At 46.1% G+C, this 16,259-nt stretch carries 8 protein-coding genes; 5 read left to right on the forward strand and 3 right to left on the reverse strand.

The annotated features are described in order from the left end of the window. Positions 1-4 precede the first annotated feature (4 nt). The 3 genes from ABIE50_RS17875 to ABIE50_RS17885 all read right to left on the reverse strand — a co-directional run bounded on the left by ABIE50_RS17875 (position 5) and on the right by ABIE50_RS17885 (position 10,251). Positions 5-2,191, reverse strand: coding sequence for a GumC family protein (locus ABIE50_RS17875; protein WP_209857645.1), 2,187 nt, complete (start codon positions 2,189-2,191; stop codon positions 5-7). A gap of 390 nt (positions 2,192-2,581) precedes the next feature. Further along, positions 2,582-8,695, reverse strand: coding sequence for a fibronectin type III domain-containing protein (locus ABIE50_RS17880; protein ID WP_209857646.1), 6,114 nt, complete (start codon positions 8,693-8,695; stop codon positions 2,582-2,584). A gap of 371 nt (positions 8,696-9,066) precedes the next feature. Further along, a complete protein-coding gene (locus ABIE50_RS17885; RefSeq protein ID WP_209857647.1) occupies positions 9,067-10,251 on the reverse strand; it encodes a glycosyltransferase family 2 protein in 1,185 nt (394 codons plus the stop codon). Between the two features lie 418 nt (positions 10,252-10,669). Here ABIE50_RS17885 and ABIE50_RS17890 point away from each other — a divergent pair, with 418 nt between their 5' ends. From ABIE50_RS17890 to asnB, 5 genes are read left to right on the forward strand one after another with little or no spacing between them, the layout of a single operon-like run. Continuing rightward, complete coding sequence (locus tag ABIE50_RS17890) at positions 10,670-11,062, forward strand: response regulator (protein WP_209857648.1); 393 nt, start codon at positions 10,670-10,672, stop codon at positions 11,060-11,062. Positions 11,063-11,102: 40 nt separating this feature from the next. Beyond that, positions 11,103-12,254, forward strand: coding sequence for a sugar transferase (locus ABIE50_RS17895; protein WP_209857649.1), 1,152 nt, complete (start codon positions 11,103-11,105; stop codon positions 12,252-12,254). Continuing rightward, entirely contained in the window at positions 12,254-13,462 is a 1,209-nt protein-coding gene (locus tag ABIE50_RS17900) for a glycosyltransferase family 2 protein (protein ID WP_209857650.1), read from the forward strand. Before ABIE50_RS17895 ends, ABIE50_RS17900 begins: the two co-directional genes overlap by 1 nt. Further along, positions 13,446-14,369 carry a glycosyltransferase family 2 protein gene (locus ABIE50_RS17905; protein ID WP_209857651.1) on the forward strand — a complete coding sequence of 308 codons (924 nt, stop codon included), beginning with the start codon at positions 13,446-13,448 and terminating at the stop codon, positions 14,367-14,369. The genes ABIE50_RS17900 and ABIE50_RS17905 overlap by 17 nt, the downstream gene beginning before the upstream one ends. Continuing rightward, positions 14,357-16,258, forward strand: a complete 1,902-nt coding sequence (gene asnB, locus ABIE50_RS17910) for an asparagine synthase (glutamine-hydrolyzing) (protein WP_142686910.1) — start codon at positions 14,357-14,359, stop codon at positions 16,256-16,258. The genes ABIE50_RS17905 and asnB overlap by 13 nt, the downstream gene beginning before the upstream one ends. Position 16,259 lies beyond the last annotated feature (1 nt).

Here is a 16,259-nt window from a genome sequence, read left to right on the forward strand (position 1 = left end):
AAAATCAAAGCTCAATAAAATCTTCTTTTACATTATTCAAAACAACTCCCAGGAACTTATCACCGAGCGACTCAAGGAATTCGGAAGACTCCCTGTCGATCTGTTTCATTTTCAGATTGGATGAGAAGATCGCTACCACACCTTCTGCGTAAGCAGCAAGCTCGCGGCTGTCGGTGAAATCATTCAGCGGCGCACCTTCCATCAGTATATAATCATAATGCTTTTTCAGTTCGGGCAGGTAATTTAGCAAGTGGTTGGGAGGCAGGATCTCCGACGGCGTATAGTCGCCACCTTTACAACCAATGATCTCAATACCCGGAGTTTCGTAAGTAGTGGTAATTGCTTTTACTTTTTCAATAGTGAACTCAGAAGGTGGTACGGAGAAATATTCCAGCGTTGGTTTTGCCTCCATTTGCACGCTCACATCATTATTGCAGAAGTTGGTGTCAATCACCAGTACTTTTTTATTGCTTAAACTAAGACTGTACGCAACAGCCTGCAGCAGCGTGGTTTTACCCTGTTGAGGCTCTGTACTGGTAAAGAGAAAGATCTTTTTACCGCTGCTTTCCAGCTCATACCTGAGTTTGCGCAACAGTTCACGGAAAACATTTTGTCTTTTTAACCACTGCGCTTCATCTGTTTTACGTTGTAATATTTCCAGCAGTTTATAGCGCTGAAGATTGGTGTGATTGATAGTGGCAATCAGCTTCAGGTTAGAGGTGCGGTTAAATACGGAAGGCGACTTCAGCGAGTTGTCCATAAATTCCCTGAAGAGGATCCCTATACAGGAGATCATAAATACCGCCATGCCTGCCATGCCCATAATCACCAACCGCTTGGACGATTCAGGAGTAAAAGCCGGCTGTCCTTTCAATGTCTGGCGGAAGTTATCCTGTGGTACATTCCGGTTATCCAGTGCAGAGCCCAGTTTTTCTTTCAGCTTGTTATACTCATCCTGTGCCAGTTCTACTTCCTGTTGCAGTGAAGTAACAGTGGCTTCTTTATTGGCATAAGAACCAACAGAAGAGCGGAGGTTGCGGATCTTTCCTTCCAGGGTGCTGATATTGAGCTTTGATGCGCTTAACTGCGCTTCCAGTGCATCCCTGCTTTGGATCAGCTCTTCACGGGTACTTACTTTGCCGGTGGTGCCGGAAGCATCCAGCAGTACTTTCTGCAGCCTGGCGCGCTGGGTCTTTATCTTTTCTGCCAGGGCATTATCAGAGGAACCTGAATTCACATACTGATCGTTCAGCTCATTGATCTGTTTTCTCAACGCAACAATTTCTCCATTGGAATTGGAATATGCAGGCTTGCCGCTAGAAGCCTGTGCCAGTTGAGCATTTATATTATTGAGAGATGCCTGCAGGTTGTTGTAATTGGCCCTTTCGTCAGATACAGATTTCTCAAACTGTTTGATCAGGTCCCATTCGTTGCCGCTGGCAGTTTCTACGTTTAATACGCCTTGTTGTGTTTTATAACCCCTGAGTGCTTCTACTTTCTGATCCAGTTCTGCTTTCTTCTGGTTTACCAGCGCTTCAAATGTTTCCACGTTTTCAACGGAACGTTCTGAGCGTGAGCTGCGGTAAAAGCGGATAAATTCTTTATAGAGGGTATTAACTGTGTAGGCAGACAGCTCGGGATTATCGGAGTAGCAGATTATATTGATATAGTCTGTACGGGAAAGACGTGTTGCATACAACATTTTGCGGATAGACTCAAAGTCGTACCGGTACACTTTCATGAACTCCAGTATTTTTCTTTCACCTGGCACGGAAGAGGAGAGTATCTGCAGGGAGTCAATCTTCTGGCGGCAAACGCGCACCACTTCTTCCTTATCGGCACTGGTATAGTGAGGATCTTTCAGATCTTTTTCTGAAAGATGCCTGAATGGTTTATTGCTGGTAAGATCGTGCACTATCAGATCGCAGGCGAGGAGCCCTATCACCAGCGGGGAATTCATGGTTTCAATAACGTTATCAAATTTAACGTCTGCTTCAAAAAGGTTAACATTTTCGTCACGCAGTTTGATCTGTTCATTGGTAGTGAACCCGGTTGCCATCTGGGCAGTGGAGGCATACAGTTTGGGTTTGCCGATGGTAAAGGCAAATGCTGCTGCAACAGCGGCAATGGTGCTGAAGAGTATCCACCATTTCTTTTTAAGCAATGCCTTTATAAAATACACGATGTCCATATAGAAATTTTCCTTTAAACTTTAATTGATACGCAGAGTGGGATATACATACATTGCAGTATATCTGCCTTGTCCCGGCGTGGTAATTGGTATATCAGAGGAGATGGTAAAAAATGAGATAATGTTTGGCAAGATGCCCTACAATATATCAGGTTTTTGGCGAGGATGAGGTTAATGGAGAGATATCCGGGGAGCAAAGCTATCCTGGTATATCCGGTTATGGCTCAAAGGTAAAAGATTATATTAAAAGACACTTTATTTTTAAGCGAAACATAAAATTTAGTTGGTAACCGCTGAAGTTTTCCGGGTAAAGCGAATATTTTATAAAAAAACCGTTCCGGGAAATATTCCGGAACGGTCTTATTTTTATAATAATCATTCAGTTACAACTCAATTCTGTCTGACGAGCTTGACGCTCTTTGTTTCACCGGTAGAAGAAGTGATTTTCAGGAAATATACGCCAGGCAATGTAACCGAGCGCTGGGTATTGATCCTGATCAGGTTTTTACCCTGTGGAACCTCTTTCCTTGTTTCGCTGTAGAGGCGTTTGCCGCTCAGATCCACGATTTCAATGAGCATTACAGGTGCTGTTTTCTGCAGTGTCATATCTATCGCCAGGTTATCAACGTAAGGATTAGGATAAACGTTCACCTGCATGCTGCCTTTCAGGGCATTGGTGGTTACTATATTGTTACCTATTCCCATTACCTGGGTATTGTTGTTGAGGTTCTGGATATTGCTGGTAGCCACTATTTCCATCGCGTTAAGATAACCAACCTGTCCGCCCGGAGGAATACTGAGCGTAAAGGCAATTTCACCGTTGGCATCAGCAGTAAGATTGGTAAAGTCTGCTGTGTTGCTGGTATTGTTCTGTGCGCTCAGGGTTTTACTTACACCGTTGATGGTGAATTGGGTGCTGCCGTTATCTGGTTGTGGCGCCCACCATTTACTGTTCGACAGGAACTTAACGGTATAAGTGGTATTGGCGCTCAATCCTGTAAGGTGACCGTGCATTACAGGTGCGCCGGTAAAGAAGCCTGGCAATGAGCCAAAGTAAAGGTATTCTGCCAGTACCACATCCGGGTAAATACCGCTGTTGTTACCGGTAGTAGCGCCTTCTACGCCTGCTGCCCACCATGTTTCATCGAACCTTAATCCAACGGTAGTGGTTTGGCCTTGGTCGTTTTTCAGGTTAGACGTTGCCCCGGTGATATTATTCCATGGCGCCGGCGCGGTATTGTTGAGTTTGAAGTTCAGGAACAGTTTGTAGCTGCCGCTGGTATTAGGCGGAGGCGTAACTGTAATATTGAACGTGGTAGTGTCTGCAGCACCGTAGGTATCTTTTGCAATAACTTTTACATTATTGTAAGTGCCTGCATCGCTGATGGTTGGCGCTACGGAAAGTGATACGTTGCCACCTGATTGTACCAGGGTAACAAATGAAGGCAGGTTGACGGTACTGTACGTAATCGGGTTGTTGTCCTGGTCTGTTGCCGTCACAGGGATATTCAGGCTATAACCTGCCTCCAGGCTCTGGTTTGCAATATCTGCTATTACCGGTGCGTGATTGACTGTTGGTGCTGTGGAAGTACCCGCCACTACCTCAATGGCATTCAGGTAACCTACCTGTCCGCCTGCAGGAACACTCAGCGTAAATATGATCTCACCGTTTGCATTAGGGCTGAGGTTAGCGAAGCTCACTACGCTCTGTGAATTGTTTTGTACATACAGGGTCTGGCTTACTCCATTGATGGTGAACTGGGTGCTGCCATTGTCTGGCTGCGGCGCCCACCATTTACTGCTGGAGAAGAACTTAACGGTAAATTTCTTACCGGCTTCCAGTCCTGTTATATGACCGGTCATGCTCGGTGCTCCGGAGAAGAAGCCAGGCAGTGAACCGAAGTAAAGGAAATCGTTGATCACAGCATCAGGGTACACGCCGCTGTTGTTGCCGGTAATGGCGCCTTCGCCATTGGTGGCCCACCAGGTTTCATCAAATACCAGGCTGGACGAAGTTGTTTGTCCCTGGTCATTTTTCAGGTTGTTGGTCACTCTTCCGGTTACGTTATTCCATGGCGCTGGTGCGGTAGAATTCTGTTTGATACTGATAAGCAGTTTATAACCGCTTGTATCCCCACCTGCGGGTGCATTTACTGTGAGATTAAATACCGCTGTATCGCTGTTACCATGCGTATCTGTGCCAATTACACCGATATTGTTGAACTGGCCTGCATTGTTGGTAGCAGGAGACACCAGGAGGTAAGGCGTACCTGGCGACTGTACCACAGAAACAAAAGCAGGAAGGTTATAACCGGTATAAGTGATCGCATCATTTTCAGGATCTGTTGCTGAAAGTTGTACATGCAGGGTATCTCCGGCTGTTAATGTTTTATTCGGAATAGCCGCAATTACCGGTGGCTGATTTACTACAACAGTAGTATCGCCTGCACCGCCTGCATTTATTTCCATCGCATTCAGGTAACCTACCTGGCCACCCGCCGGTATGCTGAGCGTAAATTTAATTTCGCCGTTAGCGTCTGCAGTCAGGTTTTCAAATACCGCTGCATTGGTAGTGTTATTCTGAACGTTCAGGGTTTTGCTTACACCATTAATAGTGTATTGCGTGCTGCCGTTATCCGGCTGTGGCGCCCACCATTTACTGCTGGAGAAGAACTTGATAGAATAAGTTCTGTTGGTTTCCAGCCCGGTGATATGTCCATGCATAGACGGAGCTCCTGTAAAGAATCCGGGCAGCGAGCCAAAGTAAAGGTACTGGCTCATTACCACATCAGGGTATATACCACTGTTGTTGCCGGTGGTAGCGCCTTCTGTTCCGCCTGCCCACCATGTTTCGTCGAACGACAGGCCAACACTGGTTGTTTGGCCGTTATCATCTTTCAGGTTCGTGGTAGCACCGGTGATATTATTCCATGGTGCAGGCGCAAGGGCATTCAGTGTAAAGTTAAGGAGCAGCTTGTAGTTCGGTGTTGGTTTATCCACCACGGTCAATACAAAGCTCCGTACATCAATACCACCCTGGTTATCTGTTGCCTGTAACTTAACGGTATAGGTGCCGGAAGCGCCATATCCCGGTTGCAGGTTGATTACACAGGTATCATTATTACTGGTTATTGAAGCAAAAGAAGGAATCTGAAGCGCTGTCCAGGTGAAGGTATTCGCAGGGTTCTGATCATGCAGTGATACCTTTACGGTTTTCTGCGTTCCTTCATCTACACTCCATCCTGCAACAGAATCTATTACCGGTGGATAGTTATCGTTCACTATGAGGTTAAATAATGCCGTATCCTTACCACCATTGGCATCTGTGGCAATTACCCCAACACCATTATAAGTGCCCTGCTGCGCAACAGTTGGCGCCAGATTCAGTGAAGTAACGCCGGCATTTTGCTGCAGGGTGATAAATGCGGGGGCATTGTAAAGACTGAAAGTAATGGCATCATTATCCGGGTCGGTAGCCGTTAACGCTATGCTTTGGGTAGTACCATAGCGGATGGTACGGCTGCTGATGTCAGCTATCACCGGCGGATTGTTCAGTGATTTTGCGATCACTGCTTTTGTGAAGGCAGAGTAACCGCCTTCTCCGTATGCCCTTATTTTATAGTACACTACTGTGTTGGCAACGAGAGAGGAATCAGAGAAGGTTCCCTGTCCGGATGCCACTGGTCCCACACTCTTCAGCACGCTGAAATGCAGGCTGTCTGTGAGGGAGCGTTGTATTTCATAACCTGTTTCAATGGTGCTGTTGTCTGTCCAGGTTAATTTCACCACCTGTGTGGAAAGCGCCTGTGTAGCCAGGTTGGTTGGCACTGCCGGTGGCAATGGTTTAGCCGCTGTAGTAGCATTTGCCACTGTAGTATAAGCGGATTCACCATAGACACCGATAGCTCTTATTTTGTAATAATAGGCAGTAGAGGCGTTCAGCGCAGTATCTGTATAACTTACTGCGTTGGCTGCAGTGGTAGCAACAATGGCATACGTTCCGCCGCTGCTGGTGCTCCTGTAAATTTCGAAGCCGGTTTCATTATTACTTTTATCTGTCCATGTAAGGTTCAGCTTACTGTAATTGTTTACAGCCACAGCCAGGTTGCTAGGCGCTGTTGGCGCTGTTCCGTTAACAACAGATGTATCAATAAAGGCTTCGGCAGGGATCAATGTGCGGGTGGTAATACCTGCAGCGGTGCTGGTCCAGTATACGCCCATGGCGGAGCCGCCGCCGCCCTGGAAGTAAGTAACCGTAATAGGATATACGCCCGCGTTTACGCTTACAGTGCCTGAAGCATAAGCAGCGGCATGCGAACCATCATTGTTTACGGTAGCTGTGGCGCTGCTGCTGTATGCTTTATTGAAGTACAACTTGCTGCCATCGTCTGAATACGTTTCAAACTTGTAGGAACCGGTAACCGGGATACGGATATAACCAGTCCACATCACTGCGAAGTTAGTGGTAACGCCTGCAGGTGCAACGGAAAGGTCCGGCACATAAGCCTTGCCTGTTTGGGCTGGCGTGAGACTGGTAAAGTTGGGCAGGTTACTGTAACTGCCTGTATAGTATTTATAGGAAAGATTTGCCTTTTTGGTTCTTATCGTTACCTGGTTGCTTGGGGTAGACGATTTTCCCGACACATCTTTCGCCTTCACATAGAAATTGTACATGGTACCATCCGTAAGACCTGTTACAGTGGCGGTAAGCACATTACCTACAGACATTTTCAACACATTGTTGGCGTAAATGTCATAACCGGCAATACCTGCATCATCTGTCGCGGCCGACCAGTTCAGTATTACCTGGTTGTTAGTGTAGCTACCGAGGGTCAGCGACGGTGGAGCAGAAGGAGCGGAGCTGTCAGACGAAGTGGTGCCTTTTACTTCTGCAGAAAGAGGTCCGGCAGCATTATCGTTTACAGGCCGTACTTTATAGAAATAGTCCGTATTTGGAATAAGATTATTATCTGTAAATGTAACCACATTGGCATTGTTCCGTCCTACAAGTGTGTATGGGCCTCCAGCCTGGGTGGCGCGGTATATTTCAAAGTATTTCTCGTTGTAAGCCGGGGTGGCGTTTTCTGTCCACGATAACACGATCTGTGTTTTGGTGAAACTGTTCACTGCCAGGCTGCTGATAGGATCCGGGCCATTCACGCCGGTGCTGTTTACAACCCGGAAAGTATCGGAGTAAGTGCCGATGCAATTTCCCTGTGTAGTTACCCGCACTACATAAGCGCCCGGGGTAGAAGTGGTTAAGGTATTGGTAGTACTGAGCACAGTAGAGCTGCCTGCGCGTATCCACTCATAACTGATCAGGCCGGAAGGCACCTGCATGGTAATGCTGGTAGCGCCGTCCGGAGCAGGGAGCACATTACTGGCGAGTACCGGGGATGTAGTAATGGTTTGTTTGGGAGAAGCAGGCTTGTAACTGATCACGAGTGGTGTGGGCGACCATCCGGTCCATCCGTTTGGCAGCTGTCCTCTTACACGGTAACTGCCCGGCGTGGTCACCACGATGGAGTTGGACGTACCGGTAGATATAGTAACACCATCTTTCTGCCATTCATACTGCTGAAATCCCGGGGCTATACCAATGGTAAGCGTCTGACCGGGACAAAAGGTTGCGGAGCCGAATAATGGATAAGGATTAAGCCTGTTGGCCCTTAGCATGAAAGGCGTAAAGTCGGGCTCATTCCATGCGTCTATCCATGTATTGTGCTCATCATTGGGATAAGTAGTGAGCTTAAAGTTACCACCAGCGGCGTTAATGAGGGCCACCACCTGGTTAGTGGTATAAGGTGCGGGGTTGCCATCCAGGCCGCCCTGGAAAAGCCACATCTGCGTGAACTTGTAAGTATCAATATGATTGCCGTAATCAATTGCCATGGCGCTCATAGGCAATGAAGCTGCGGTTAATTGCGGGTAGCGCATGGTAAATTCCCATGTGCCCCATCCGCCACCGGACAAGCCGTTTACGATCAAACGGTCGGGATCTCCTTTTGCACTGGTAACAATAGAATCGATCACCTCTTTCAGGTTATCATAATCGTTGGGGCCCCAATAGCCGCCCTGGCTCTGGGGATAAATGAGGTAGCCGTCGAAAGTCCCGTTATCAACGCGGCTGGCCCATGTTTGTCCGCCCCACAATAACTGGTATTCGTTATCGTAGATAGTTCCTTTTTCACCTACGCCGTGGAAGAACAGGTAAATGGGATACTTTTTCCCGTCGTTTACGCCAGGGGCATAGGTTTTAGGGAATTTCAGGCGAAACGCCATATTCTTATAAATGTAGGATTTATAAGAATCAGTATTATAACTCATCCTGACTGTTCTCACCCATTTGGTGATCTTGTCGTACGGAGGATCCGCAGGAGGATTGGTAGAGTTGTAAGTGATTACGGGATCACTGGGGTTTAATGCTGTTTGAGCTTTTACTGCCGGTAGGCAGCATAATGCTAAAAGCATCAAAAGGAGCATGCGGTGTAAAGTTCGATTCATGGACATATATTATGTATGTTATCCCACAGTTATTCGGTCGCTGCTGCGGGAAAAAAGTATGAACAAGCACTGATCCGGGAAGCCGGAAATACCTGTAATTCAGAGGAGATGGTAAAATTAAATACGCTCAGGATATAGATCCGAAGCTGGCGTGGCTTTATCGAAGGATGAGGTCTTTGGAAAAAACGGCTGCAGGTAAATCATCATTTTATTGATGGCATATTTGTATTCTCAGCCCATTCTGACAATTGGTTTTTACATTTCACCGCTAAATTAAATAACTGGTTGTATATATTAAGATTTTTTTTGCAAACGGCGTTTTTTTGCTGGTAAACGCAAATTTTTATCGGGTGAAATATACCAGTGAGCTGCTATTGAACTGCAATGCTGCGCTGCGCCCTTTCCCAAACGGCGGATTGCCGCTTCCTGAAAAAGCGTATGCAACCGATGTAGACTGCCACGTTCATAAATACAAAATAGAAAGGGATGTAGAAATATTTGGCTTTAATGTGTTTCCTGGCCAGGAGATAACCTGTAAGCGCAGCGGCATAAAAAAGCAGCTGCAACAGGCCGGTGATCATATATATAGCGCCGGCACCCAACAGGATAAGAAGAATATTGGAAACCAGGGCCAGTAAAAGAGACAGAGGTGCCAGCGTCCAGCGCAGCACCCGGTGGGAAATGTATTGCCACGTGATCCTGGGATACCTGAAAGGGTTCAGCAAAGGCAGCAGCCTGCCCATCGACTGGAAACCGCCTGCACTGATCCGCACTTTACGTTTATATTCTTCCTGCAGGGAAGCCGATGAGGTTTCCATAGCATAAGCTGCGGGCTCATACATCACGGTATAGCCTTTCATATTTATCCGGAAAGAGATCATAAAGTCGTCCAGTATGGTATCTTCCTGCTGATGCTCATACAGGCTGGTACGGATAGCTATCAGCTCGCCGGCAGCGCCCATTACGCTGTAAAGTTCCGCATCCCATTTCTTTAGCAGGGATTCATATTTCCAATACATGCCTTCGCCCTGCGCTTCTGCACCGCCTGTGGTAGGCATCACCTTTTTTTCACCGGCCACTGCGCCCACCTTGTCGTCTGCAAAGCGCTGCATGAGCAATGATACGGCCGCCGGGTTCAGCAGGGTATTGGCATCTGACAACACTACAAAAGGAGTGGTTACAAATCCCATCGCGCGGTTTACAGCGGCCATTTTTCCCCTACGCTGCGGATCATATAATAATTTCACCTGCGGATGCTGCGAGATAATTTCATTGGTGTTGTCGGTAGATCCGTCTGTCACAAAAATGAACTGTATTTTCCCGGCAGGATAATCCATGGCCAGGCTGTTTTTTATCTTTTCCCCAATAAAATCTTCTTCATTATAAGCAGCCACAAGAAAGGTGACATCCGGCACGAATGCTGCTGGCTTATCAGCCGGCTTGCCCTGTAGTAGCCGCTTTGCGCGGATAATAAGATAAAGGAGCACACCATATCCTATATAACTATAGCATACAATAAAAACACTTAGCCAGAAGATCACAGACAAAATTGACATAGCGGACGATACTTTTGTGGGGGTACATATATTTTCAATGCAAAAGTATCATAATTTGGATCATACACAATTGAATTTTTGTATTGGATGTTTGTTTATACCTTTTTTTGAGATGTTCATCACCGTTTACAGTAAAAATTCCAACACTTACCCTCCAAATTAAGTCGTTTACCAAAAAAAGTATTTATGATATCCTGAAAATAATACTTTTGCTTCCATGTTCATCGGATTACAACTCCGGCAGGAACATGGAAATGTAAAAACCATATATCTCTCTCATATCCCCTTGCTAAAACCGCAGAAGGTAACTTACCTGACTAATAATTGACCACATCCCATCAAAAGCCTTCGGGAACTTGCATTTTTTTGCATGGCCCACATTAACGGTTTTTAGTAATTGTTTGTAAAGAAGGTATAAATGAAAAAGACAATTTTGATAATAGACGATAGTATGCCGATGCGTTATTTGCTGGAGGCACTTTTAGGAAAAGAATATTCTGTGGTTTCCGCACAGGACGGGCTGGTAGCAATTACCTGGCTGCTGAAAGGGAACAAAGCAGACCTGATCATTACAGACCTGCAGATGCCGAATATTGATGGATGGGAACTACTGGATTACCTGTCGGGCAGCTACCTCTACCAGGATACACCGGTGGTGGTGCTTTCCGGGTTCTATGCTGATAAAGTAAATGATCTTTCAGCAAAATATAACAATGTGAGAGAAGTGCTCCAAAAGCCTTTCGACCCGATGCAATTGTTGGATAAAGTAAATTTTATACTGGAAAAACAATTGAGTGCTGCTGCGGTATAATGTAATTGTCACCTACGAATACACTACTAATTTTTAACCGATGGATACCTTTACCCAAAATTCACTGCAGGTAGAAAGCATCAGAGGAACCGATACCGGTAAAAGCACATTGCTTTACGAGGTTCCGGATGCAGAAAGCATCCTGCTTTTTGTAGGAACACCGCATAAGGGGATGCAGACTGAAAACAATCAATTCAGGTGCATAGTGACGGAGAATGTGACAGATGCGCAGAAAGTGATCAACCAGTTGCAGCACATTTTTAAGAAAGTGCCCGCGGCTATTATTTACCGCTTCGACAGTGCCTATGAATCGGCCCTTTCGGAATGGAGCACTTATTTTAAAACACACCAGTTCCTCTGCTCTATCCCGTTTTTTGTGTATACAGATAAGGGGTTTGATGAAATGAAATCGCTGGTAAGCAAGTATGCCTTTATTGATGATATCATCACACAGGAGGCGTGGCATGTACTGGGGAATAAAATTGCGATAGTGAGTAAAGTAAAACGTATGCGCACTTTCCCGGTATATAAAAGCAGCAGTCTCCGTACACGGTTATACACCCGCAGGTTTTACAGCAATTTCCTGAAGCGCTCCCTTGATGTAGTATTGGCAGGTGGCGGGTTACTTTTGCTGAGCCCTGTAATGCTGGTGATTGCCGCTCTCATCAGGCTCGAATCCAAAGGCCCCGTATTTTATGCCGCCAAACGCGCGGGCAGGAATTACCGGGTCTTTAAATTCTACAAGTTCCGGACCATGGTACCGGACGCCGACAGGCAACTGGACAAAATCAAACACCTGAACCAATACGACGGACAAACAAACGGTCCTGTTTTTATAAAAGTATCCAACGACCCAAGGGTAACCAAACTCGGAAGCTTCCTGCGCAATACCAGCCTGGATGAGATCCCGCAGTTGCTCAATGTACTGAAAGGGGATATGTCGCTGGTAGGGAACCGTCCGCTGCCATTATATGAAGCCACTACGCTTACTACCGACGAATGGGTGGAAAGATTCCTCGCTCCGGCCGGTATTACGGGCTTATGGCAGGTAAGTAAAAGAGGTAAAAAAGATATGTCGGTCAAAGAAAGGATCGACCTGGATATTAATTACGCCCATAAACGCTCGCTGAGGTATGATATGTGGCTGATGGCAAGCACGCCGTTCGCGCTTGTACAAAAAGACAATGTATAATGATAACAATTATAACAGTAATACTGTTTGTTTACCTGGCCGGTTGTGTACTGTACAATCTTTTGTTAGCCATCGCCGGCCGTTTGAGCCGTAAGAAGAAAATTGCATATGAGGAAACGGCTACTTATGCGAAGATTGCCATTCTCATCCCGGCTTATAAGGAAGACAGTATTATTTTATCCACTGTTAACAGTTATAACCGCCTGCATTATCCTTTGCACCAGTTTGAAGTAGTGGTGATTGCGGATTCACTGCAATCACGCACCATGGAAGAGCTGGCTGCTACCGGTGTGAATGTGATACCGGTTAAATTCGATAAAAGTACCAAGGCTAAATCGCTGAATACGGCTTTTGAAAAATTGGGAGATAATTACGACCTGGCACTGATCTGCGATGCGGATAATATGCTGGAGGCAGATTTTCTTTTAAAGATCAATCATGCCTACCAGCAGGGGCATCATGCCATCCAGGGACAAAGGGTAGCCAAGAATCTGAATACGCCTTTTGCCATTCTCGACGCAGCCAATGAGATCATTGCCAATCATCTGTACCGTAAAGGCGCCAACGCGTTGGGCTTATCGTCTTCCGTAATTGGCTCAGGTATGGCCTTTCATTACCCGCTTATCAAACAGGTTCTCCGTGAAATACAAGCTACCGGCGGGTTTGATAAAGTATTGCAATTACTGGTCATATCAAAAGGACATAGTATTTTATACCTGGAAGATGCCTATGTGTATGATGAAAAGATTACGCATGCGGCCGTGTTTGAGAACCAGCGCAAACGCTGGATGTCCAGCCAGCTGGTATATCTGCGCACGTTCTGGGGCAGGGGATGGGCTGCTTTATTTAAAGGCGATGTGAATTATTTTAACCTTGCGGTATGCCAGAACGCATTGCTGCCGCGTATGCTGCTGCTGGCAGCATTAACGGTTTGTACAGCGCTTGGCTTCCTGCTGCAGCGTTTTATGCCGGTGTCTTATTACTGGTGGGTGGCTTTGTTTATACTGAATATACTTAGCCTCTTACTGCCTATCCCAGGGAAGTTCTTTTCAAAATATCTCTTCACCGCTGTGGTTACTTTACCACGCGCTGTTGGCATTATGATATTATTGTTGTTCCGCCTGAAGGGAGCAGATAAAACTTTTATACACACTACTCATACACAAACAGGTATCGATAATCCTTTATTAGATGCAGCCAGAAAGTAATACATATTATCCGCTGGTATCCATTATCACTGTTAATTATAACAATGCAAAGGTAACCGTGGAGCTCATGGCCTCCCTTAACAGGATCAGCTATCCCAATCTGGAAGTGATTGTAGTGGATAACGCATCTGCAGAAAGCCCTGTTGCGGCCATAAAGAACGAATATCCTTCAGCCATCGTTATTGAAAGTAAAGATAACCTGGGCTTTGCCGGAGGAAATAACCTGGGTATTAAAGCCGCCCGCGGCGAATACCTTTTCCTGGTAAATAATGATACAGAGTTTACAGAAGGATTGATAGAAGGCCTGCTGGAAGTATTTGCCAAACATCCCGATGCCGGTGTGGTCAGCCCTAAGTTTCATTACTTTTTTCAGAAAGGAACTATAGAATACGCAGGGTATAAGGCAGTGGACAGGCTTACCGGGAGAAACAGTATGATCGGTTGCCGTGAACAGGATAATGGCCAGTACGACACTATATCGGAAACGCATTATGCACACGGCGGCGCTATGATGGTATCTGCCGGCGCCCTCGCCAAAGTAGGACTGATGCCGGAAGTATATTTCCTTTATTATGAGGAATTCGACTGGTGCGAGCAGTTCAAACGCCAGGGCTATAAAATATACTACCAGTATAAGGCGCTGATCTATCATAAAGAGTCCATGACCACCGGTAAGAACAGCCCCCTGAAAACTTACTACATTACACGTAACAGGATATTATTCATGCGCCGGAACGTAAAGCTGCCCGCCAGGATGTTCTTCATACTGTATTTTATTTTTCTCACTATTCCCAAGAACACGGTTCAGTTTTTACTAAAAAGGGAATCAGTTCATATGAATGCATTCTGGAAGGGAATTTTCTGGAATCTTAAACACCCAAAACCGGATAATTTATGTGTGGCATAGCAGGGTTTATTGATTTTACCCAAAAATCAGACGCAGACATTCTGCGCAGCATGACAGATGTAATGGCGCATCGCGGGCCAAATGACGCCGGCTATGAGGTATACGAACATCCCCGGGCTTCTGTGGGATTGGGTCAGCGCCGTTTATCCATCTTGGATCTCTCCAGGTCAGGTCATCAGCCCATGCACTTTGAGCAATATTCCATTATTTTCAATGGAGAGATATATAATTTCAAGGAGATCCGTACAGAGCTGGAAAAGCTGGGCCACCACTTTCATTCCGGCGCCGATACAGAAGTACTGCTGAAAGGCTATGCGCAATGGAAAGAAAAGATCCTCGATAAATGCATCGGCATGTTTGCCTTCGTAATTTATGACCGCACTGCAGAAGAAGTGACGCTCTTCAGGGATCGTGCCGGTGTTAAACCATTATATTACTACTGGCATAACCGCACCCTGCTTTTTGCATCCGAACTGAAAGGCATTTGTGAGCACCCGGAATTCCGGAAAGAGATCGATGAAAAAAGCCTGTCCCTCTTCCTCCAGTACAGCTATATTCCCGCCCCTTACACTATTTACAGGAACACGCATAAGCTGAAACCCGGCCACCTGCTGAAGCTGTCGCTGAACGATGCTTCGGTAAAGGAAGTGCAGTACTGGAATGTACTGGATGCTTACCGGCAGCCGCTTACCGGTCTGTCTGAATTTGATGTGATCAAGCAAACGGAGCAACTCATGCACAGCGCATACAGTTACCGCATGGTATCCGATGTACCGGTGGGCGTATTCCTGAGCGGTGGGTACGACAGTGCCAGCGTCGCGGCTTTGCTGCAGTCTGATACTTCCAGCCGCATCAAAACCTTTACCATTGGGTATAAAGAGCCTCAGTGGGATGAGTCGAAAGAGGCAAAGAAAATTGCCATGCACCTGGGTACTGAACATTATGAATGGATAGTAGGTCCCTCTGAAGCAAAAGAGGTATTGGAGCACCTGCCGGAAATATACGATGAGCCATTTGCAGATAACTCTACTGTGCCTACCACATTAGTGAGCAGGTTTGCCAGTAAGGAAGTAAAAGTGGTGCTCTCTGCCGACGGGGGAGATGAAGTGTTTGCAGGATATAATAAATTTAACCAGTCGCTCCGCTATACCGGCAGTTTTCCCAAACCCCTGCAACGCACGCTCAGCGCTGCTATGTCGGTAGTGTCGCCGGAAGTGATCCCTTACTTCAACAAGCAATATAATTTCGCTTCTCGTTATGAGAAGATGAAACTGATATGGGCAAGCGGCAAGCCACAGCATGCGCTGAAATATATCAGCCAGTATCTCACGGAAAATGAAGTGAATTATTATACCGCCGTGCCGGCAGATGGTTATAAAACTAACTTCGACATGAACGGGGAACTGGACAATATGAATGATCCGCTGAACCGCTTACTGGCAGTAGATTATAAAACTTTCCTGGTTGATAATAACCTGGTAAAGGTAGACCGGGCCACCATGTCCGTTAGTATTGAAGGCCGGGAACCCATGCTGGATCACCGTTTGGTGGAATTCCTGGCAAAGGTGCCTGCAGGGCTTAAAATAAAAGACGGTATCAATAAATACATCCTGAAAACAATTGTACATAAATATATTCCAAAGTCTTTGATGGAACGTCCCAAAAGGCCCTTCATCGCCCCATTACAGGAATGGTTCAGGGATGAGCTGAAAGAGCAGATGCAATATTATCTCTCCGGTGAGCGCCTGGCAAAATCAGGGCTTTTCAATGTGCCGCATGTAGAAGGGTTACTGAATAATTATTTATCAGGCGGTAAAGTGAGCCATCAGAAATTATGGAATATGCTGGTTTTCCAGTTATGGTACAGTCGCTGGATAGAAAAACTATAGT

This window comes from Chitinophaga sp. OAE865, from assembly GCF_040546735.1.
GTDB lineage: Bacteria > Bacteroidota > Bacteroidia > Chitinophagales > Chitinophagaceae > Chitinophaga > Chitinophaga polysaccharea_A.